Raw genomic sequence first — 20,231 nt, 5'->3', positions numbered from 1 at the left:
GACACCGATGCTGCTCAAAACCTCACTGCGGAGCTTCGTGGCCCACAAGGGCCGGATGGTGCTCTCGCTGATCGCCGTCGTCCTCTCGGTCGCCTTCGTCTCCGGCACCCTGGTCTTCTCCAACACCGCCACCAGCACCTTCGACAAACTCTTCGACGCCACCGCCTCCGACCTCTCGATCAGCCAGGCGCCGCCCAAGGGCGGTGACGAGGCCCAGCAGAACGGCGGCAGGACGCTGACCGTCCCCGCCACCGCCGTGGCGCGACTGGCCGGTCAGCCCGGCGTCAAGACCGCCGACGGCCAGGTCTCGGTGCAGACCGGCACCCTGGTCAACCCGAAGACCAACAAGGCGATCGGCCCCACCAGCGGCGCCCCGACCATCGTCGGCGCCTGGGTGCCCGGTCCGCATCCGGCGATGACCATCACCTCCGGCGGCGCGCCGGCCGGGTCCGGTCAGCTGATGATCGACGCGGACACCGCCAAGCACGCGGGCCTGCACCCGGGCGACCCGATCCGGGTGATCGGCGACCTGGGCACCTTCGACTACACGATCTCCGGCATCGCCACCTTCAACGGCACCAACCCCGGTGCCGCGCTGGCCTTCCTGGACGTTCCCACCGCCCAGCACGACCTGCTGGGCGACGCCGCCAGCTTCACCTCCATCGACGTCTACGGCGACGGCAGCCGGAGTGACGACCAGCTGAAGTCGGAGGCGGTCGCCGCGCTCGGCAACGGCTACCAGTTCAAGACCGCCGCCGAGCAGAAGGCCGACAACCAGAAGGGCGTCGGGTCCTTCCTCGACTTCATGAAGTACGTGATGCTCGGCTTCGCCGGGGTCTCGCTGCTGGTCGGTGCCTTCCTGATCATCAACACCTTCTCGATGCTGGTCGCCCAGCGCACCCGCGAGATCGGTCTGCTGCGCGCACTCGGCGGCAGCCGCCGCCAGGTCAACCGCTCGGTGCTGATCGAGGCGCTGCTGCTCGGCGTGCTCGGCTCCACCCTGGGCATGCTGGCGGGCCTGGGCCTCGCGCTGCTGCTGATCCAGCTGATGAAGGCGGTGGGGATGAACCTGTCCTCCTCGCTGGTGATCGGCGCCAACGTGCCGGTCGCCTCGTACCTGGTCGGCATCGTGATCACCGTGCTGGCCGCCTGGATCCCGGCCCGCCGGGCCGGCAAGGTCTCGCCGATGGCCGCGCTGCGCGACCACGGGACGCCGAGCGAGGGCGCCGCCAACAAGATCCGGACGGCCCTCGGCCTGCTGATCACCGCCGCCGGCGGCGCGCTGCTGGCCGCCGGGGCCGGTGCCAAGGCACTCGGCACCGGCGGCAGCGAGCTGGGCCTGGGCCTGGTGCTGACCCTGCTCGGCTTCGTGGTGCTCGGCCCGCTGCTGGCCGGCGTGGTGATCCGGGTGCTCGGTGTCGCGCTGCCGGCCCTGTTCGGCCCGGCCGGGCGGCTGGCCCAGCGCAACGCGCTGCGCAACCCGCGCCGCACCGGTGCCACCGCCGCCGCGCTGATGATCGGCCTGGCGCTGGTCACCGGTGCCTCGGTGGTCACCAACTCGATGGTCAGCTCCACCAGCTCGCAGATCGACAAGTCGGTGGGCGCGGACTACATCGTCACGGTCAACCACGGCGGCCTGACCACCGCCATGGTCGACGCGGCCAAGGGCACCCCGGGGCTGTCGCACGTCACCGAGCAGCGCGAGCTCCCGGCCACCCTGACCACTCCGGCCGGCAAGCAACTGGACGAGTTGGTCTCGGCCGTCTCGCCCACCTTCACCCAGGACTTCTCGCTGCCGGTCGCCTCCGGCAGCACCGAGGGCCTGGCCAGTGGCGGGATCTCGGTCGACGCGAACTTCGCCAAGGACAACGACCTGAAGGCCGGCGACAAGCTGGCGGTCGACTACGGCAAGGGCCGCACCCAGACCCTGCCGATCGCGGTGGTCACCACCACCGGCAACACCATCTTCGACCGCCACTTCTTCGCCACCATCGACACCGTCGCCCAGGCGGTCCCGCTGGACCAGCAGCCCAGCGACGTGGCCGTCTTCGGCAAGGCCGCCCCCGGGGCGGACGTCGAGAAGACCCTGACCGCCCTGCAGGACTCGCTGACCGCCTACCCGCAGGTCTCGGTGCAGGACCAGGCCGGCTACAAGAAGATCGTCCAGAAGAGCGTGGACACCCTGCTGTACCTGGTCTACGGCCTGCTCGGGCTGGCGATCACCGTCGCGGTGCTCGGCGTGGTCAACACGCTGGCGCTCTCGGTGGTCGAGCGGACCAGGGAGATCGGCCTGCTGCGGGCGATCGGCCTGTCCCGCCGTCAGCTGCGCCGGATGATCCGCCTGGAATCGGTGGTGATCGCGGTCTTCGGCGCGGTCCTGGGCACCGGCCTCGGCCTGGCCTGGGGCGTCACCGCCCAGCGGGTGCTGCGCAACTCCGGACTGAACGAGCTGTCGGTCCCGGTGGGCACCATCGTGGTGGTCCTGCTGCTCTCCGCCGTGGTCGGCCTGCTGGCCGCGCTGCTGCCGGCCTTCCGGGCCGGGCGGATGAACGTGCTGGCGGCCATCGCCACCGACTGACCCGCCGTCAGTCCACCGGGCCGGGCGCTCCCACGGGGGAGGAGCACCCGGCCCGGTCGCGCATTCCGGCCGTTCATCCAGGTCCGGTACCGTTGCCTGCGATGAACACCATGGCTGCTGAGGAGCTGCCGGCGGTCTCCGTGATCATGCCGGTGCTCAACGAGGAACGACACCTTCGCACCGCCGTGCGGCGCATCCTGGAGCAGGAGTACGCCGGGGCCATGGAGGTGGTGATCGCGCTCGGCCCGTCCAGTGACCGGACCGACCAGATCGCCGCCGAGCTGGCCGCCGAGGACTCCCGGGTGCGGACCGTGCCGAACCCCACCGGGCGCACCCCCGCCGGGCTGAACGCCGCGATCAGAGCCTCCTCCCATCCGATAGTGGTACGGGTGGACGGCCACGGGCTGCTCACGCCCGGCTACATCGCCACCGCGGTGCGCCTGCTCGGCGAGATGGAGGCGGCCAACGTCGGCGGCATCATGCACGCCGAGGGCGAGAGCGAGTGGGAGAAGGCCGTCGCCGCCGCGATGACCGCCAAGATCGGCGTGGGCAACGCCGCCTTCCACACCGGTGGCCTGGCCGGCCCCGCCGAGACCGTCTACCTGGGTGTCTTCCGGCGCGAGGTGCTGGAGAAGCTCGGCGGCTACAACGAGGAGTTCATCCGCGCCCAGGACTGGGAGCTGAACTACCGCATCCGCCAGGACGGCGGCCTGATCTGGTTCACCCCGCAGCTGAAGGTCACCTACCGCCCGCGCCCCAGCGTGCGCGCGCTGGCCAAGCAGTACAAGGACTACGGCCGCTGGCGCCGGGTGGTCACCCGCTACCACCGCGGCTCGGTCAACCTGCGCTACCTGGCCCCGCCGAGCGCGCTGATCGCGGTGCTGCTCGGGCTGGTGCTGGGAGCTGCCGTGCACCCCGCCTTCTTCGTCCTGCCGGCCGGCTACGCGCTCGGGATCATCGGCGGCTCGGTGGTGGAGGGCCGCGGCCTGTCCGTCCGGGCGCGGCTGCAGCTCCCGCTGGCGCTGGCCACCATGCACTTCAGCTGGGGCTTCGGCTTCCTCACCTCACCGCGCAAGCTGGCCGCCAAGGTGATCGCCAGCGCGGCGCCCGGTACCCGGCCCGTACCGGAACGTACCGGCTGAGCGAGGGAGCCGCTACCGTCAGTCGTATGACGGAGGCGGTGCGTATCGAAGCCAGTGCGGACGTCGATCCGCGGGCACGGATCGGGGCGGGGAGCGCCGTGTGGCACCTCGCCCAGATCCGCGAGGACGCGGTGGTCGGCACCGAGTGCGTGATCGGGCGCGGCGCCTATCTCGGCCCCGGGGTGCTGCTGGGCGACCGGGTGAAGGTGCAGAACCACGCGCTGCTCTACGAGCCGGCCGTGATCGAGGACGGGGTGTTCATCGGCCCCGCGGCCGTGCTGACCAACGACCTCTACCCGCGCTCGGTCGGTGTCGACGGCCGCCTCAAGGGCGCCGAGGACTGGCTGGCCCGGGGCGTCACGCTGCGGCAGGGCTGCTCGATCGGGGCCCGCGCGGTGCTGGTGGCCGGGGTGACGGTCGGCCGCTGGGCGCTGGTGGCGGCCGGCGCGGTGGTGCACCGGGACGTTCCGGACTTCGCGCTGGTGGCGGGCGTCCCGGCGCGCAAGACCGCCTGGGTCGGCCGGGCCGGCCAGCCGCTGCGCCGCCAGGGCGTGGGCCGCTGGCGCTGTCCGTGCACCGGCGAGACCTACGCCGAGGCGAACGGGCGGCTGGCGCTGATGGTCTGACTCGGTGGGCGGCCGGCCCGGCGGCGGGGCTCAGCCCAGGCGCAGGGTCACTCGTTCGGCCTCGATCCGGGCCGCCCACTGATCCTCCGTCAGCCCCGCGGAGTTGCGGCAGAGCACCACCGAGGCGCCGGCCGCGAGCGGGGCCAGCAGGCCCGCCTCCAGGCCGGCCCAGCTGTCGTAGGGCAGCGTGCTGAGCACCCGCGAGCCGCGCTCCAGGCCCAGCCGTGCGGCGCCCTCCCGGGCCAGGTCCACGGTCTGCTCGCCCGTCAGCTTGAGCGCCAGGCCGTCCACGGCGGTCTCCAGCGCGGGGGCCTGCGGATCCACCGGCGAGTACGGCGCGAACCGGTCGCCCTGCCCCGGTACCTCGGCCGCGTAGTCGAGGAACCCGTCGGGCCGCTGCGGGAACCGGCCGCCGAGCGGACGCAGCGCCAGTGCCACCCGTTCGCCGGAACAGGCCTGCGCGGCTTCCAGCCCGTCCGGTCCGCTGATCACCAGTTCGGCCGTGGCCGGGTCGCCGCCCGGCAGTGCGGTGACGCCCACCGACCAGCAGGCCAGCAGCCAGACCGCGCTCTGCCAGTGCGCCGGGAGGAGCAGTGCCGCGCGGTCCTCCGGACCCGCGTTCAGCTCGTCCTGGAGCAGATTGGCCGTCTTGGCGACCCAGTTGTCGAAGGTCTTGACCGAGAGTTCCACCCGCTCACCCGACAGATCGTCGTAGAAGGTGACCAGGGGACGGGCGGAGTCCTCACCGAGGGCGGCTCGCAGCAGCTCGGCGGGGGTACGGGCGTCGGCAGCGAATGGCGCAGTCATGGTGCGTCCCAGCCTACGGCCTGAGCTTGTTCGGATGGGAGGGGGTCCGGGGAGGCTCGCCGGTCGCGTGTCCCGGTGCGTGTGCCGGTGCGTGCGCCCGGCCGGATCGGGTGCCCGCCGGACAGTGGATCAGTCGATGGTGCGTCAGATGCCGCGCCGGGAGCGGGTCGCAGGGGTGTCGGCGGCGCGCCCGGGAGCGGCCGGACGGGTGGCGAGTCGTCGGATATGAACGCATTATCCCTTTTATGCGCATTTCACTGATCCCCCTTCTCGGCCTCGGCTGCACCGCCGCCCTGCTCATGCCCGCGTCGGCCGCGGGTGCGGCGCCGGCCCGGACCCACCAGCCCACCGCCCAGCGGACCAGCGCCCCCCGGACCACCACCCTCGCCCTCACCCCGCTGCCCGCCGCCGCGGCGGACGCCGACCGCGCGGGCGAGCCGGGTGCCGCGGACGGCGGGGACGATCAGGGCGGCGCGGACCGTACCCGGGGTGCGCTGACGCGCGGCCTGGACGCCCCGAGCACCGCGGGCTTCGCCCTGCTCGGGGTCAGCTGGGACGACCCCACCGCCACCCTGCACGGGACCGTCGAGGTCCGCACCCACCGGGCGGGCGCCGGCCGCAGTGCCGGCTGGAGCGCCTGGCGCCCGCTCGCGGCCGACACCGAGGACAGCACCGGCCAGGGTCTGGAGGCCGCCCGCGGACCGCACGCCCGCGGCGCCACCGCGCCGCTGTGGGTCGGCCCCAGCGACGGCGTGCAGGTGCGGGTCCACGGGACCGGCGAACTGCCGCAGGGGCTGCGGGCCGACCTGGTCGACCCGGGGCGCGCGGCCGCCGTGCCCGTGCCCGTGCTGCCGCCCCAGGGCGAGGCGGCCTCCGACCGGCTGCACGCCGCCGCCCACCAGGCGCCCAGACCCGGCATCGTCACCCGGTCCGGCTGGGGCGCGGACGAGAGCCTGCGGGCGTCGGGCTACGTCTACACCGGCCCCGTGAAGGTGGTCTTCGTCCACCACACCGACACCGGCAACGGCTACAGCTGTGCCGACTCGCCCTCGGTGATCCGCTCGATCTACCAGTACCACGTGGTGAGCAACGGCTGGCGCGACATCGGCTACAACTTCCTGGTCGACCGCTGCGGCACGATCTACGAGGGCCGGGCCGGGGGAGTGGCCCGCTCGGTGCTCGGCGCGCACACCCTGGGCTTCAACACCGACTCCTCCGGCGTCGCCGCGCTCGGCACCTACACCACCGACTCGCCGCCGCAGGCCCAGGTCGACGGCATCATCAAGATCGCCGCCTGGAAGCTCGGCCTGGCCGGCCGGGACGCGGCCGGCACCGCGACCCTCACCTCCGCCAGCGACGGCAGCCGCTACCCGGCGGGCACCAGCCACACCTTCAACGCGATCTCCGGCCACCGGGACGCCTTCGCCACCGACTGCCCCGGTGACACCCTCTACGCCCGGCTCGGCGACATCCGCACCCGCGCCGCCCACCTCCAGGGGCGGTAGCGCGCGCCAGGCGGCAGCGGCCCTGCGGTCCCCGGCCACCGGCGGGGGCGGCCGGGCCGCTGCCGCGTCCGGCTGCTGACATCCGGTCAGCGCCGGGCGAAGCCGCTGGTGGGGGCGCCGCCGCTCGGGCCCTGTCACCCCTGCGCGGCAGACTGGCAGGGTGAGCGACCTCCCGCTCGAACGGGTCTGGCTCCCCGGCCACCCGCTCGACCTGCACCGCACCCTCGCCCCGCTGAGCCGGGGCCCGGGCGATCCGGCCTGCCGCCTCGGTGGTGACGGCGCCCTCTGGCGTGCCTCGCGCACCCCGGCCGGGCCGGGCACGATCCGGGTGGTCGAGCGGTACGGCGAGGTGCGGGCGCGGGCCTGGGGGCCGGGCGCGGCCTGGCTGCTGGAGCGGCTGCCGGTGCTGCTCGGCGCCGAGGACGACCCGGCGGGCCTGGCGCCGCTGCCGCCCGGGCCGGTGCGCGAGGCCCAGCGCGCCCACCCCGGGCTGCGGCTGTGCCGCACCGGCCTGGTGCTGGAGTCGCTGATCCCGGCGGTCCTGGAACAGAAGGTGACCTCCGACGAGGCCTACCGCGCCTGGCGCCTGCTGCTGCGCGACTTCGGCACCCCGGCCCCGGGCGCGGAGGCGGACGGCGTGGCCGCGGGGATGCGGGTGGCCCCCTCGGCCCGGGAGTGGGCGCTGATCCCGTCCTGGGCGTGGCACCGCGCGGGTGTCGACCCGAAGCGCTCGGCCACCGTCCAGCGCGCCGTCCGCCTGGCGCCACGGCTGGAGCAGGCCGCCGGCATGCCGCACGCCGAGGCCCGCGCGCGCCTGACCGCCGTCCCCGGCATCGGCGAGTGGACGGCCGCCGAGACCCTGCAGCGCAGCAACGGCGACGCCGACGCCGTCTCGGTCGGCGACTTCCACCTGCCCAACATCGTCGGCTGGGCGCTGGCCGGGCGCCCCCGCTCCGACGACGCCGACCTGCTGGCCCTGCTCGCCCCGTACGCGCCGCACCGCCACCGCGTCTGCCGCCTGATCGCGCTCAGCGGCCTGCGCCCGCCGCGCTACGGGCCGCGGCTGGCGCCGAACGACCACCGGCGGCGGTGAGCCCGGTCAGCCGCCGCTCACGAGACCGAGTACAGCCCCGTCTCGCGGTCGCGGTAGACGGAGCCCGCCTTGCGGAGCTGTTCGAGGTCGCGGCGCACGGTCCGCGGGTCGGGGTACACCTTGTAGGTCTCGCGGGCGCGGGTCCAGTCCCAGCCGCCACCGCCCAGGCGCATCGCCTCCAGAAGCTGGGCGCGGCGCTCGATGGCGGAGGTGGGGGCGTCGTCGGGGATGTTCTCGTTCATCCGCTCATTCTCTCGCGCCCGTGCGGTGCCCGGCGCCACAGTGCCCGGCGCACCCGCGCGGGAGTAGCCTCGGCGGGGTGACCGAGCCGACCCATCTCCGCGAGATCCGGGCCTCCTACGACACCGTCGCCGCCGACTACGCCGACCTCGTGCGCGACGCCTTCCGGAACGACCGCACGGGCCGCGCGGTGCTGGGCGCCTTCGCCGACCTCGTGCGTGCCGGGGGCGGTGGCCCGGTGGCCGATGTCGGCTGCGGTCCCGGCCATGTGACGGCGCATCTGCACGACCTCGGGGTGGACGCGTTCGGCATCGAACTGTCGCCGGAGATGGTCGCGGTGGCCCGTCGGGACCACCCGGGGCTGCGGTTCGAGGTCGGCTCGATGACGGCCCTCGACCTGCCGGACGGCGGGCTCGGCGGCGTCCTGGCCTGGTACTCCATCATCCACACCCCGCCGGAGGTGCTGCCGGCGGTCCTCGCCGGGTTCCACCGGGTGCTGGCGCCCGGCGGCCACCTGCTGCTCGGCTTCCACGTCGGCGACGAGCGGCGGCGCAAGGAGGAGGGCTACGGCCACCGGATCGCGCTGGACCTCTACCTGCTGTCGCCCGACCGGATCACCGACCTGGCCGCGCAGGCGGGTCTGGTGCCGCAGACCCGGCTGATCACCGACTCGCCGCGCCCGGGCGGGGCACCGCAGGCGCGCCTGCTGTTCCGCAAGGCCCGGACCGGCGAGTAGGCGCCGAGGGGCGAGCAGGCCCTCACACCCGCGACGAACGAACCCACGTGGCCGTGCCGGACCCAGGGTGGCCGGCAGGTGCCGCCCCCGCACCGGTGACCGGAACGAACAGCGAGGTCAGCGAGAGGGCGGCGGCGACGGCCCAGAAACGAAGCTTCATCAGGATCTCCTCATGGCAGCGCCGCCGAAACCTGAACTCGGTGGCGCTGCCATCGTCCTGACCAGTCGGGCCGGGAGGCCAGCCGAGGTGACGCCGAATCACCTGTTGGAACCAATAAGTCGTTCAATGCGCCCGGCGCCGACCGACTTTCAGCTCAACAGCCGGTTCAACTCACCGCACGGTGATGAACGGATCCGGCGCCCGCTCCTCGCGGTCCGGCGGCACGGTCGCCGGCCGTCCGACCGCGACGGCGCCCATCGGGTCCCAGCCGGCGGGCAGGTCCAGCACCTCGCGCACGGTGTCCCGGCAGAACATCGTGGACGACACCCACGCCGTCCCGTAGCCCTCGCCCGCCAGCGTGACCAGCAGGTTCTGCACCGCCGCGCCGATCGCCACGGTGAACATCTCGCGCTCGGCCCCGGCCCGCCGGGCATCGGGGTAGTGGTGCGAGCCGTCCATCGCCAGGCAGGGCACCACCAGGTACGGCGCCTTGCGCAGCACGTCGCCGCGCGCGGTGCGCCGCGCGATCCGCTCCTCGTCCCAGCCGTCCAGCTCGCGCAGGTCGCGCCGCCAGGCGCCGAGCATCGCGTCCAGCAGCGCGGTGCGGGCCTGCTCCGTCTCCAGCAGCACGAAGCGCCACGGCATCGTGTGGTGCGGGGCGGGCGCGGTCACGGCGGCGGCCACCGCGCGGCGGACCGCCTCCGGGTGCACCGGCTCGTCGCTGAACTCCCGCACGGTGCGGCGCATCGTCACCGCCGCGCGGACCGCCTCCGAGGTGCCGTAGCGGAACATGTCGTCCTCCAGCGACCGGATCAGCGGGCTGACGCCCGCGCCGTCCGCCTCGGTGACCGCTTCGGGCAGGCCGCGCACCACCGCGACCGGGGTGCCGGTGGCCTTGCCCTTCACCAGGTCGGCCGCCGCGGCGAGTTCGTCGGCGGTGGCGGTGACGGTCAGGGCCAGCTCGTTGCCGTGGCTGTCGGTACGGCCGCGGTGGTCCTCCAGGACGCTCACGCCGGCAGCGCCGATCGTCACATCGGTCAGCCCGCTGCGCCAGGGGCGGCCGAAGGTGTCGGTGATCAGCACGCCGACCTGGCGGCCGGTCAGCTCGTGGATCCGGGCGCGGATCCGGCGGGCCGAGTCGTCCGGGTCCAGCGGCAGCAGCAGGATGGTGCCGGGCGCGGTGTTGGAGGCGTCCACCCCGGCCGCGGCCATCACCAGGCCCTGCCGGTTCTGCACGATCCGGGTACGGCCGCGCCGGGCGACCACCCGCACCGCCTCGGCGTCGATCGCCGCCTCGCGGTCGTCGGCCTGCATCAGCCGGCCCTCGGCCTTGCTGACGATCTTCGAGGTGACCACCACGACGTCGCCGGAGCGCAGTTCCAGCCCCTTGACGATCAGCTCGCCGAGGTCGGCGCCCCGCTCGACCTCGGGCATCCCGAGGACCGGCAGGATTTCGAGGGCACGGCTCATGACCGCACCTGTTCGGCCAGCTCCAGCGCGGCGCGGGCCATCGCGGCGGTGGCCGCCGGGTCGGACATCAGCAGCGGGACCGCCCGGCAGGGGATGCCGGCCGCCTCGACCTCGCCCACCGCGTCGGCGTCGGCCTCGTCCACCAGCCAGCCGTCGATCAGGTCGGCGCCGTAGTGCAGTGCCACGGCCGAGGCGGAGGCCGTCACTCCGACGGCCGCCAGCACCTTGTCCGCCATGCCGCGCACCGGCGCGCCGCCGATGATCGGCGACAGCCCGACCACCGGGGCGGCGGCCCTGGCCACCGCCTCCCGGATGCCCGGGACGGCCAGGATGGTGCCGATGCTCACCACCGGGTTGGACGGCGGGAAGAGGATCACGTCGGCCGCGGCGATCGCCTCCAGCACGCCCGGGGCGGGCTTGGCCGTGTCGGCACCGACCGGGATGATCGCCTCGGCGTCCACGGCCGCGTGCAGTTTGACCCAGTACTCCTGGAAGTGGATCGCGCGGGTGCCCTCCGCGTCGGTGATCCTGACGTGGGTCTCCACCCGGTCGTCGCTCATCGGCAGCAGCCGCACCCCGGGCTGCCAGCGGTCGCAGAGCGCCTCGGTGACGGCGCTCAACGGGTAGCCGGCGCCGAGCATCTGGGTGCGCACGATGTGGGTGGCGAAGTCCTTGTCGCCGAGCCCGAACCAGGACGGCCCGACGCCGTAGGCGGTCAGCTCGTCCTTGACCGCGAAGCTCTCCTCGGCCCGGCCCCAGCCCTGTTCCTCATGGATGCCGCCGCCGAGCGTGTACATCACGGTGTCCAGGTCGGGGCAGACCTTGAGCCCGAAGAGGTGAATGTCGTCCCCGGTGTTGCCGATGACGGTGATCTCGTCGCCGGGGGCCACGACGTCCTTGAGCCCGCGAAGGAAGCGGGCACCCCCGATCCCGCCTGCCAGTGCCACGATACGCATGCGCCCATCCTGCCAGGCGGCCGCCGCGGCCCTGTCGTTGTGGCCACCGCCCTACGGCAGTTCCGCCTCCAGCTCGCGCTCGACCGCCGCGGGGCCGTACTGGTTCATCTCGGTCAGGCCGGGCGAGTAGAGGTGGATGCTCAGGGCCGGCTCCAGTGCGGCGTTGACCACCTCGTGCCGGTAGCCGCTGGAGAAGACGCGGTGTCCGCCGGGCCGCAGCGTGCGGGTGCGCTCGTCGCCGTGGGCGCCGGAGCGGGGGGCGCCGTGCTGGGGCACGGTCAGCGAGCGCTCCACCAGCTCGCCCTGAACGACCGTCATGACGCCGGTGGCGGAGCCGTGGTCGTGGAAGCCGCTGCTCTGGCCCGGCAGCCAGCTGAGCAGCCAGACCTCGTAGCCCGGGCCGGTCTCCAGCCGGGCGTACCAGCGGCTCAGCGCGTCGTAGCGGACCAGCGGCGCCCAGCGGTCGTGGTCGGCGGCGATCTCGCGGACCAGCCGGACGTAGTCGGCCACCGTGGTCGGGTGGGCGGGCAGGTCGGTGCGGGCCAGGTGCGGGAAGGCCAGCGGGTCGCCGGCGATGCTCACGTCGCTCAGCCCGTCCGCCCAGCTGGCGGCGGGCAGCGCTGCGGGCAGGCGGCGGGCGGCCGCGGCCTGGCGGCTGGGCTTGTTGCGGTCGCGGTTGCGCTTACGGGGGCGGATTCGGCCACGCATCATGCGGTCCTCGGCGGCTGGTCGGCGGAGCTGGGGCGGGGGAGCCGGGTCCGCGGAACAGGGGTCGGATGCGCGGGCGGCCTCGGTGGTCCTGGTGCGGCGCGCCGAGGCTGGGAACCGTCCGGGTCAGGGATGGAGGACCCGGAAGAGGGAAAAAGCCGACGCGCCTAGAGACAACAGGAGCAGCGACGGCAACACAGAGCGCTCGCGGCACGCTGGAGCAGCACGTGGCGGCTCTGCGGGGCGTAGGACTCTGACATGCGTTACAGCAGACAGGGTAGTCGGGGTTCGTGTCAAGCCAGCCCGTAGGGCCATCAGAGGGACATCGCGGACGAACCACCGAATCAGGTGATAAGTCCGACTCGATGTTTCGATGTCCAGATTGCCGGGAAGGGAGGCCGTTGACCTGGTTGATCCCAGGTCAGACCCGGTGCGCCGGCGGCTCCGACCCGTGGCTTCTAGCCATCGAGGGCGGCGTCGGCAACCGGATCGGCTCGGTGCTCGTCTCCGCCAACGGACGGAGGCGAGGGGTCCGGATGACGCGCCTCGGCCGCGAGCTGCGGAAAGTCCGTTCTGTCCGAATATGTACACTATTTGTAGCCGCTTGGTTCCGGGGAGTGAATTCGCGACCCAATACCAGAGCTCGGCTTGACTGAGCCAGAGTGACGCACATGTAATTTCAGTCGTGTCGTTCGGCCGAACCCAGTGCAGGAGTCGGTGCCTGCGGCACACACGCACGGGGACGCCAAGAGGGGCAGAGGAGGCGCGCCAATGAGCGAGCTCTTTGAGCTGTTGATCGGTGAGGACATCGAAGAGGAAGAGGAACTCGGTTGGCAGGAGCGCGCGCTGTGCGCCCAGACCGACCCCGAGTCCTTCTTTCCCGAGAAGGGTGGGTCCACTCGCGAGGCCAAGAAGGTGTGCCTGGCCTGCGAGGTGCGGTCCGAATGCCTGGAGTATGCCCTCGCCAACGACGAGCGATTCGGAATCTGGGGTGGCCTGTCCGAACGCGAACGTCGGCGGCTCAAGAAGAGCGCGATCTGAAGCGGCATCCGACCGGACTTTCCTCTTCTTTGCAGAATCTGTGCAGTATCCACCGCGGTTGTGCAAGCGCCTCGCCGATACGGCGGGGCGCTTTTGCATTTCCGTGCGCCCCTTGAGGCCCTCGTCCACCCTGGCCCGTCGGGCGCCGGGCCCGGGCCGTCCCCAGCCCCCGGACCGGTGGGCATCGCGCTCAGCCGAAGCCGTTAGTGTGGTGCGCCACCTGCCGTCCACCGGAACCGGGGCCCGCGCACTCGATGACTGCCTACAGCCAGCAGCACGGCTACCCAGACCAGCCGTCATCCCCCCAGCTGAACCGCGGCTGGCCGGGCGGCGCCCGGCCGCCCGCGTACCCGCGCCACCTGGTGACCGCCGTCATCGTGACCCACGACGGCGCCCGTTGGCTGCCCCAGGCGCTGGCCGGCCTGCTCGGCCAGGACCGCCAGGTGCAGCGCATCCTCGCGGTGGACACCGGCAGCACCGACACCTCGCCGCAGCTGTTGCGCGAGACCCTCGGCGACTGGCTGCCCGAGTCGGGCCCCACCGTGCTCGGCCGCCGGGCCGGCTTCGGCACCGCGGTGGCCGAGGCCGTCTTCAACAGCCCGCCGCTGCGTCCGGAGGACCTGCCCTACAGCCTCGACCCGTCCGGCTACGACCCGGTCACCGGCGGCTGGGACGACTTCGGCGACCCGCTCGCCTCGGCGGACGACTTCAACGCCGGCAGCTCCCGCGAGACCCAGCCGGTCGAGTGGCTCTGGCTGCTGCACGACGACTGCGAACCGCAGACCGACGCGCTGCGCCGGCTGCTCCAGGTCGCCGACAGCACCCCCTCCGCCGCCGTGATCGGCCCCAAGCTGCGCAGCTGGTACGACCGGCGCCAGCTGCTCGAGGTCGGCGTCACCATCGCCCGCTCCGGGCGCCGCTGGACCGGCCTGGACCGGCGCGAGCAGGACCAGGGCCAGCACGACCAGGTCCGGCCCGTCCTCGCCGTCTCCACCGCCGGCATGCTGGTGCGCCGCGACGTCTTCGAACAACTCGGCGGCTTCGACAAGGCGCTGCCGCTGATGCGCGACGACACCGACTTCTGCTGGCGGGTCAACGCCGCCGGCCACCGGGTGGTGGTCGCCCCCGACGCGGTGCTGCGCCACGCCGAGGCCGCCAGCCGCGAGCGCCGCGCGATCGACTGCGGCGCCGCCCACCCGCACCGGGTCGACAAGGCCGGCGCCGTCTACACCCTGCTCGCCAACTCCCGCGGCCTGGTGCTGCCCTACGTCCTGCTGCGGCTGGTGCTCGGCACCGTGCTGCGGGTGCTGGCCAACCTGGTCGGCAAGGACCCGCGCCAGGCGCTGGACGAGGTGGCCGGCCTCGGCCACGAACTGGTCCGGCTGCCGCGCGTGCTGGCCGCGCGCAAACGCCGTGCCCGCACCCGCTCCTTCGACGCACTGGACGACCGCGGTCTGTTCCCGCCGCCCGGCGCCACCGCCCGGCTGGCGGTGGAGACCGCGATCGGTTCGCTGGGCATCGGCGGCACGGACGACAACGCGATCGGCCGGCACGGCTCGGTCGAGGCCACCGGCGGCGACGACGACCAGGACGTGCTGGAGGTCGAGCAGTTCGCGCTGATCAAGCGCCTGGCCCGGCGCCCGGCGCCGGTGCTCTTCGCCGCCCTGCTGCTCGTCACGCTGGTCGCGGGCCGCAACCTGCTCGGTTCGGGCTCGCTGCTCGGCGGCGCGCTGCTGCCCGCCGATGACGGCGCGTCAGGCCTGTGGAACATGTACGCCGCGGCCTGGCACCCGATCGGCACCGGCAGCACCGCCACCGCCCCGCCCTACCTCGCGGTCCTCTCGGTGTTCTCCTGGCTGCTGTTCGACCACGCCGCGCTGGCCGTCACCCTGGTGCTGGTGCTCGCGGTCCCGCTCGCCGCGGTCAGCGCCTACCTGGTCTCCCGGCCGCTGCTCGGCTCCAAGGTGGTCCGCTGCTGGGCGAGTGCCGCCTACGCGCTGCTGCCCGCCGCCACCGGGGCGATCGCCCAGGGCCGGCTCGGCACCGCGGTGCTCGCCGTGCTGCTGCCCCCGCTCGCCCGGGCCGCCGCCGTCTCGGCCGGCCTCGGCATCCGCGCCGAGACCGCGGCCCGCGGCGCCCGCCCGGGCTGGCGGTCCACCTGGATGACCGTCCTGCTGCTCACCGTGTGCACCGCCTTCGTGCCGCTGACCTGGGCGATCGCGGTGCCGCTCGCGCTGGCCGCGCTGCTGGCCGCCGTGCTGCGCGGCGGCGCCTACGGCAGCGGTGGATCGGCGCTGCGCCTGCTCGGCCCCCGGGTCGTGGCGATCCTGGGCGTGCCCGTGCTGGTGCTCGCGCCCTGGTTCCCCCAGGTGCTCGCGCACCCGACCCGGCTGCTGCTGGAGGCCGGTCTGCCCGGCTTCAACGGCCACCGGGCCTCGGCGGCGGGCCTGCTGCTCGTCAACCCGGGCGGCTCGGGCGTGCCGCCGATCTGGCTCTCGGCGGGCGTGCTGCTCGCCGCGCTGGCCGCCCTGCTGCGCGCCGACCGCCGCCGCGCGGTGCTGGCGGCCTGGGGCGCGGCGGCCGTCGGACTGCTCTTCGCGGTCGCGGTGGCCGGCACCAGCGTCACCCCGGCCTCCGGCGGCCTGCCGGTGGCCGCCTGGTCGGGCCCGGCCACCCTGCTCAGCGGCGTCGCGCTACTGGCCGCCGCCGCGATCGGTGCCGACGGCGCGAACGCCCGGGTCGCCGGGATCGCCTTCGGCTGGCGTCAGCCGGTGGCCGCCCTGGTGGTGGCCGCCGCCGTGCTGGCCCCGCTGGGCACCGCCTGCTGGTGGGCCGTCAGCGGTGCCGACGGCCCGCTGCACCGCTCCAGCGCGGGCCAGGTGCCCGCCTTCATCGCGGAGGAGGCCGGCACCACCGACCGCTCCCGCACCCTGGTGCTCAGCGGCGACCCGCAGGCCGGCTCGGTCCGCTTCAGCCTGGTCCGCGGCGCCGGCCTGACCCTCGGCCAGGCCGAGGGCACCGTGGACACCAGCGGTGACACCAGGACCGGGCTGACCAAGCTGGTCGGCAGCCTGCTGGCCGGCTCCGGCGCCGATCAGGCCAGCGCGCTGGCCGGCTACGGCGTGGCCTACGTGCTGGTCGAGGGTCCGATGATCGCCAAGGTCCAGAACGTGCTGGACACCACGCCCGGTCTGATCGGCGGCAACCAGGACAACAACAGCGCGCTCTGGCAGGTCAGCGGCGTCCCGGCGACCCGCGCGGTGATCACCGCCCAGAACGCCGCGCCGGTGCCGGTCCCGTCCGGCACCGAGACGATCACGGCCACCATCCCGGCCGGCCCGGCCGGACGGGTGCTGCGACTGGCCGAGCAGGCCGACCCGGGCTGGCAGGCCAGCCTGAACGGCAGCAAGCTCACCCCGGTCACCGTGGACGGCTGGGCGCAGGGCTTCCAGCTGCCGGCCGGCGGCGGCAAGCTCACCGTCGACCGCGACACCCCGCTGCTGCACACCGGCTGGATCGGCGTGCAGCTGCTGCTGGGCCTGACCCTGCTGGTGCTCGCGCTGCCCGGACGGCGCAACACCAAGGACGACGACCTGCCCGACGAGGCGCTGGCCGCCGCCGCCCTGGCCGCCGCCGCCCAGGCCCAGGCGCCGGTACCCGGCAGCCGCAGGGCCCGCCGGCTGGCCGAGCGCGGCGAGGGCGAGGCCGGCGAGGAGCAGGGCGAGGCGGATCCCGGTGTGTACGGCGGTCCGGCCGGCATCCCGGCCCAGCCCACCGGCGAGCCCTACCCGGGCGCCGACCCGGGCGGGCCGGCCGACCCGTACGGCCAGGAGCCGTACCGGACGGGCGGCTACGGCGAGGAGGACTTCCGCCAGGCCGACCCCTACGGCTACGACCCGTACGCGGCCCAGCAGACCTACCAGCCGAACTACGCCGCCCAGCCGCAGGGCTACCCGGGCGAGCAGCCGTACGCCGAGGGGCCGTACCCCGGCCAGGGCGCCGTCCCGGCCCAGCCGGGGGAGCAGCCCTACGCCGACCCCGGCTACCAGGGCGACCCGTACAACCAGCAGCCCTACCCGCCGCAGTACGGCTACGGCGGCTACGACCAGAGTGGCTACCAGGGCGGCGGCGAGCAGCAGCCGTGGCTGCCGGGCCAGGGCCAGGGGCAGGGGCAGCCGTACGACCCGGACGCCCCCTCCTACGGTGGCCACCCGCAGCACCACGACGGAGCTGACCCGCGATACGGAGCTGACCCGCGATGAAGTTGCCCGCCTTCTCCCGAGGCCGCTCGGCCGACGAGCCGTCCGGCCCGGCGGAGTCCGCCGAGCCCGCCGGCTTCCCGCCGCCCACCGGCCACACGCCGCCCGCCGGCACGCCCATCGCCACCCCCGCCGGCCCCGGCGGCAGCCGCGCCGGGGTGTCGCTGCTGGCCTGCGCGGCCGTGCTCGGGCTGGTCTTCGGCGTCGCCGAGCTGCGTCCTCCCGCCTCGCCCGCCGGGCCGCCGGCCGGGGCTCCGGTGGGCGCGCAGGTCGAGCGCACCGCGGTGATCTGCCCGCAGCCGATCCAGGGCGTGACCGGCAGCACCCAGATCACCGCCTTCACCCCGGGCAGCGGCGGCCCGGCCCAGGGCGGCAGCGCCACCGTGCGCGACGTGACCCCGCCGGCGCCCGCCGCCGCCGGCCCGTCCGGCGCGCCCTCCGGTTCGCCCGCCGCCTCGCCGTCGCCCAGCCAGGCCCAGAACACCGGCCAGGCGAACGCCCTGGTCACGCTGGCCAAGCCCGGTGTTCCGGTCAGCGCCCAGGCGGACAACGGCGACAGCGCGGTGGGCACCACCGCGATCGCCACCGGCAGCTACGCCCCCGGCTTCACGGTCACCCAGACCACCACCGTCACCGACCCGCACGGCCAGGGCCTGTCGGCGGTCAACTGCACGCCCTCGGGCACCCACTTCTGGTTCGCCGGCGCCAGCACCGCGGGCGACCGCAAGGACTACGTCAGCCTGACCAACCCCGACGCCACCGCCGCCGTGGTCGACCTGCGGCTGTACGGCGGCAACGGCCCGATCGACAGCGACGCGGCCACCGGCATCACGGTGCCGCCGGGCAGCTCGGTGGCGGTGCTGCTGACCAGCGTGGTCACCGACCAGGTCAGCGACCTCGCGGTGGAGGTGAGCGTGCGCAGCGGCCGGGTCGGCGCGTTCCTGCACGCCGCCGACGGCTCGGCCGGTGCCGACTGGATCCCCGCCTCGGTGGACCCGGCCGCCTCGGTGACGATCCCCGGGCTGCCCGGCGACCTGTCGGCGGCCCGGCTGATCGTGGCCGCCCCCGGCGGCAGCGACGACGCCGACCTGAAGGTCCAGCTCTCCGGCCCGAACGGCTGGTTCACCCCGGCCGGGCACGAGACGATCCACGTCAAGGCGGGCATGGTGAACGCGGTCGACCTCGGCCAGATCACCCGCCAGCAGGCCTCCGCGCTGCGGCTGACCCCCAGCGACCCGCAGCACCCGACCCCGGTGGTGGCCACCATGCGGGTGGACCGCTCGGCCAACGGCAAGAGCGACTCGGCCTGGCTGACCGGCACCGACCCGGTGGGCCGGCGGGCCAGCGTGGCGGACACCCGCGGCGGTGGCACGTCCACTCTGCTGCTCACTGCCACGGGTGACGCCGCCACCGTCAAGGTGACGGCCTCGGCGGGCACCGGCGGCGGCACCCCGAACACCCAGACCGTCCAGGTCCCGGCAGGTTCGACGATCTCCCTCGCCTCACCCGAACCCGCAGGCGGCAGCGGATCGTTCGGCCTGACCATGGAGTCCGTCTCGGGCGGCCCGGTGGTGGCCGCGCGGGTGCTGGCGGTGTCGAGCAACAACGTGCCGATGTTCACCATCCAGGCGCTGCACGACGACCACAGCTACGTGCAGATCCCGCAGGCCAACCCGGACCCGGGAGTGCTGGTGCACTGAGCGGGTCCGGCCTGAGAGACTGCCTGAGCCGCTGTCAGTCCTCGTCGTAGCGCGGATCGATGGCGTCCGGCGAGAGCCCGAGCAGCTCGGCGACCTGCTCGATCAGGATCTCGTGGACCAGCGCCGCCCGGTCGTCGCGCGTCTTGGCGCGGATCTCTACCGGGCGGCGGTAGATCACGATCCGGCTCTTGCGGCCCTGCCGGGCGGCGACCACCATGCCGAGCGGCACCCCGCCGCCGGCCGGCGCGTCGGGCTCGCCCGGCAGCGCCTCGGGCACCTCGTCGACCTCGAACTCGACGTCGATCAGCTGGGGCCAGCGCCGCTCCAGCCGCTCGACCGACTCGCGGACGTAGTCCTCGAAGAGCTCGGAGCGGCTCAGCGAGAGCGGGACCTGCGGCGGTGCCAGCGGCCCGCGCAGGCCGCGCCCGTGCCGGTCGCGGCGCCGCGGACCAGGCGCCGGCGCGGTGGGCGGCGGCGGTCCGGGCGGCGACCCCGCGGGTGGCGGCGACGCGGGCGGTGGCGGTGCGGAGCTGTCCATATCAGTGACGAGCGTAGTCCTTGGAGGCCAGGAAATGGACCATGCGGACACCGATCCGAGCCGGCCCGCGAGCCCGCCGGGACGCGACACGAACCATCGCGACGCACCGGGTCTTAGCCAGCCGGGCGTGGTTGCGGTACCGTCCACCCTCGTGAGCCCTGTACGTCGTTGTTCGCGGACCGCGTGCGGCCGACCGGCCGTGGCGACCCTGACGTACGTGTACGCCGACTCCACGGCGGTACTCGGCCCGCTCGCCACCTACGCCGAACCGCACTGCTACGACCTGTGCGCCGAGCACGCCGAGCGGCTGACCGCTCCGCGCGGCTGGGAGGTGGTCCGCCTGGCCACCGAGGGCGGCCCGATGCGCCGCAGCAGCGACGACCTGGAGGCGCTGGCCAACGCCGTGCGCGAGGCGGCCCGCCCGCAGGACCGCGGTCCGCGCCCGGTGCGGCCCGCCGAGGTCGATCCCGCCGAGGTCGGCCGCCGGGCGCACCTGCGGGTGCTCCGCTCGCCCGAGAACTGATCCCCGCCGCGCCCGGGTCGTATCAGGAGCGGGGCCAGGACCGGGACGGGATCACGAAGCGTTCCGAAGCCGACACCCGCACCCGGTACGCTGCTCCCCTGCCCGGGACGGGGCCCTGTGGTCACCCGTACCCGTGGCGCGACGTATCG

General features: G+C 74.4%; 16 protein-coding genes. 10 read left to right on the top strand and 6 right to left on the bottom strand.

Annotated elements, in window-relative coordinates:
* Positions 1-7 precede the first annotated feature (7 nt).
* The 3 genes from OG500_RS15220 (at position 8) to OG500_RS15210 (ending at position 4,346) form a co-directional block, all read left to right on the top strand.
* On the top strand, positions 8-2,578 hold the full coding sequence (locus OG500_RS15220; RefSeq protein WP_329580659.1) for an ABC transporter permease: 2,571 nt from the start codon (positions 8-10) through the stop codon (positions 2,576-2,578).
* Positions 2,579-2,688: 110 nt separating this feature from the next.
* Entirely contained in the window at positions 2,689-3,720 is a 1,032-nt protein-coding gene (locus tag OG500_RS15215; protein ID WP_327071571.1) for a glycosyltransferase family 2 protein, read from the top strand.
* 26 nt (positions 3,721-3,746) lie between these two features.
* Positions 3,747-4,346, top strand: a complete 600-nt coding sequence (locus OG500_RS15210; protein ID WP_329580657.1) for an acyltransferase — start codon at positions 3,747-3,749, stop codon at positions 4,344-4,346.
* Positions 4,347-4,376: 30 nt separating this feature from the next.
* Here OG500_RS15210 and OG500_RS15205 read toward each other — a convergent pair whose 3' ends face one another.
* A complete protein-coding gene (locus tag OG500_RS15205) occupies positions 4,377-5,153 on the bottom strand; it encodes a TIGR03089 family protein (protein ID WP_327067212.1) in 777 nt (258 codons plus the stop codon).
* Positions 5,154-5,398: 245 nt separating this feature from the next.
* On the opposite strand from OG500_RS15205, the gene OG500_RS15200 reads away from it, so the two are divergent.
* Positions 5,399-6,658 carry a peptidoglycan recognition protein family protein gene (locus tag OG500_RS15200; protein ID WP_327067211.1) on the top strand — a complete coding sequence of 420 codons (1,260 nt, stop codon included), beginning with the start codon at positions 5,399-5,401 and terminating at the stop codon, positions 6,656-6,658.
* Positions 6,659-6,818: 160 nt separating this feature from the next.
* Entirely contained in the window at positions 6,819-7,751 is a 933-nt protein-coding gene (locus OG500_RS15195) for a DNA-3-methyladenine glycosylase family protein (protein ID WP_327067210.1), read from the top strand.
* A gap of 17 nt (positions 7,752-7,768) precedes the next feature.
* Here the strand turns inward: OG500_RS15195 and OG500_RS15190 are convergent, their stop codons facing one another.
* Positions 7,769-7,993 carry a hypothetical protein gene (locus tag OG500_RS15190; RefSeq protein ID WP_327067209.1) on the bottom strand — a complete coding sequence of 75 codons (225 nt, stop codon included), beginning with the start codon at positions 7,991-7,993 and terminating at the stop codon, positions 7,769-7,771.
* A 77-nt stretch (positions 7,994-8,070) separates the two neighbouring features.
* Between OG500_RS15190 and OG500_RS15185 the strand changes: the two genes are divergently transcribed.
* On the top strand, positions 8,071-8,727 hold the full coding sequence (locus OG500_RS15185; protein WP_327067208.1) for a class I SAM-dependent DNA methyltransferase: 657 nt from the start codon (positions 8,071-8,073) through the stop codon (positions 8,725-8,727).
* Positions 8,728-9,058: 331 nt separating this feature from the next.
* On the opposite strand, the gene OG500_RS15180 is transcribed toward OG500_RS15185, so the two are convergent.
* The 3 genes from OG500_RS15180 to OG500_RS15170 are packed head-to-tail and all read right to left on the bottom strand — an operon-like array spanning position 9,059 to position 12,021.
* Positions 9,059-10,357 carry a coenzyme F420-0:L-glutamate ligase gene (locus tag OG500_RS15180; RefSeq protein WP_327067207.1) on the bottom strand — a complete coding sequence of 433 codons (1,299 nt, stop codon included), beginning with the start codon at positions 10,355-10,357 and terminating at the stop codon, positions 9,059-9,061.
* Positions 10,354-11,313: a 2-phospho-L-lactate transferase gene (gene cofD, locus OG500_RS15175; protein ID WP_327067206.1), complete on the bottom strand. Its 960-nt coding sequence runs from the start codon at positions 11,311-11,313 to the stop codon at positions 10,354-10,356. Before cofD ends, OG500_RS15180 begins: the two co-directional genes overlap by 4 nt.
* Positions 11,314-11,364: 51 nt before the next feature.
* Positions 11,365-12,021, bottom strand: a complete 657-nt coding sequence (locus OG500_RS15170; protein WP_327067205.1) for a cysteine dioxygenase — start codon at positions 12,019-12,021, stop codon at positions 11,365-11,367.
* A 771-nt stretch (positions 12,022-12,792) separates the two neighbouring features.
* Here OG500_RS15170 and OG500_RS15165 point away from each other — a divergent pair.
* The 3 genes from OG500_RS15165 to OG500_RS15155 all read left to right on the top strand — a co-directional run bounded on the left by OG500_RS15165 (position 12,793) and on the right by OG500_RS15155 (position 19,021).
* On the top strand, positions 12,793-13,062 hold the full coding sequence (locus OG500_RS15165; protein WP_327067204.1) for a WhiB family transcriptional regulator: 270 nt from the start codon (positions 12,793-12,795) through the stop codon (positions 13,060-13,062).
* Positions 13,063-13,316: 254 nt separating this feature from the next.
* Positions 13,317-17,324, top strand: coding sequence for a glycosyltransferase (locus tag OG500_RS15160; RefSeq protein ID WP_327067203.1), 4,008 nt, complete (start codon positions 13,317-13,319; stop codon positions 17,322-17,324).
* Complete coding sequence (locus OG500_RS15155; protein ID WP_327067202.1) at positions 17,321-19,021, top strand: DUF5719 family protein; 1,701 nt, start codon at positions 17,321-17,323, stop codon at positions 19,019-19,021. Before OG500_RS15160 ends, OG500_RS15155 begins: the two co-directional genes overlap by 4 nt.
* A 34-nt stretch (positions 19,022-19,055) precedes the next feature.
* On the opposite strand, the gene OG500_RS15150 is transcribed toward OG500_RS15155, so the two are convergent.
* Complete coding sequence (locus OG500_RS15150) at positions 19,056-19,559, bottom strand: metallopeptidase family protein (protein ID WP_327067201.1); 504 nt, start codon at positions 19,557-19,559, stop codon at positions 19,056-19,058.
* A 151-nt stretch (positions 19,560-19,710) separates the two neighbouring features.
* On the opposite strand from OG500_RS15150, the gene OG500_RS15145 reads away from it, so the two are divergent.
* On the top strand, positions 19,711-20,082 hold the full coding sequence (locus tag OG500_RS15145) for a DUF3499 domain-containing protein (protein WP_327067200.1): 372 nt from the start codon (positions 19,711-19,713) through the stop codon (positions 20,080-20,082).
* Positions 20,083-20,231: the final 149 nt, after the last annotated feature.

Origin of the sequence: Kitasatospora sp. NBC_01250, assembly GCF_036226465.1 — a bacterium.
Lineage (GTDB): Bacteria > Actinomycetota > Actinomycetes > Streptomycetales > Streptomycetaceae > Kitasatospora.
This window is presented reverse-complemented; position numbering and strand designations above follow the sequence as displayed.

Bases quoted from the DNA above. Each gene is read 5' to 3' on its own strand.
- OG500_RS15165 (WP_327067204.1), top strand. From the start codon at position 12,793: ATGAGCGAGCTCTTTGAGCTGTTGATCGGTGAGGACATCGAAGAGGAA.
- OG500_RS15180 (WP_327067207.1), bottom strand. From the start codon at position 10,357: ATGAGCCGTGCCCTCGAAATCCTGCCGGTCCTCGGGATGCCCGAGGTC.
- OG500_RS15160 (WP_327067203.1), top strand. From the start codon at position 13,317: ATGACTGCCTACAGCCAGCAGCACGGCTACCCAGACCAGCCGTCATCC.
- OG500_RS15215 (WP_327071571.1), top strand. From the start codon at position 2,689: ATGGCTGCTGAGGAGCTGCCGGCGGTCTCCGTGATCATGCCGGTGCTC.
- OG500_RS15170 (WP_327067205.1), bottom strand. From the start codon at position 12,021: ATGCGTGGCCGAATCCGCCCCCGTAAGCGCAACCGCGACCGCAACAAG.
- OG500_RS15155 (WP_327067202.1), top strand. From the start codon at position 17,321: ATGAAGTTGCCCGCCTTCTCCCGAGGCCGCTCGGCCGACGAGCCGTCC.
- cofD (WP_327067206.1), bottom strand. From the start codon at position 11,313: ATGCGTATCGTGGCACTGGCAGGCGGGATCGGGGGTGCCCGCTTCCTT.
- OG500_RS15190 (WP_327067209.1), bottom strand. From the start codon at position 7,993: ATGAACGAGAACATCCCCGACGACGCCCCCACCTCCGCCATCGAGCGC.
- OG500_RS15200 (WP_327067211.1), top strand. From the start codon at position 5,399: ATGCGCATTTCACTGATCCCCCTTCTCGGCCTCGGCTGCACCGCCGCC.
- OG500_RS15205 (WP_327067212.1), bottom strand. From the start codon at position 5,153: ATGACTGCGCCATTCGCTGCCGACGCCCGTACCCCCGCCGAGCTGCTG.
- OG500_RS15220 (WP_329580659.1), top strand. From the start codon at position 8: ATGCTGCTCAAAACCTCACTGCGGAGCTTCGTGGCCCACAAGGGCCGG.
- OG500_RS15150 (WP_327067201.1), bottom strand. From the start codon at position 19,559: ATGGACAGCTCCGCACCGCCACCGCCCGCGTCGCCGCCACCCGCGGGG.
- OG500_RS15210 (WP_329580657.1), top strand. From the start codon at position 3,747: ATGACGGAGGCGGTGCGTATCGAAGCCAGTGCGGACGTCGATCCGCGG.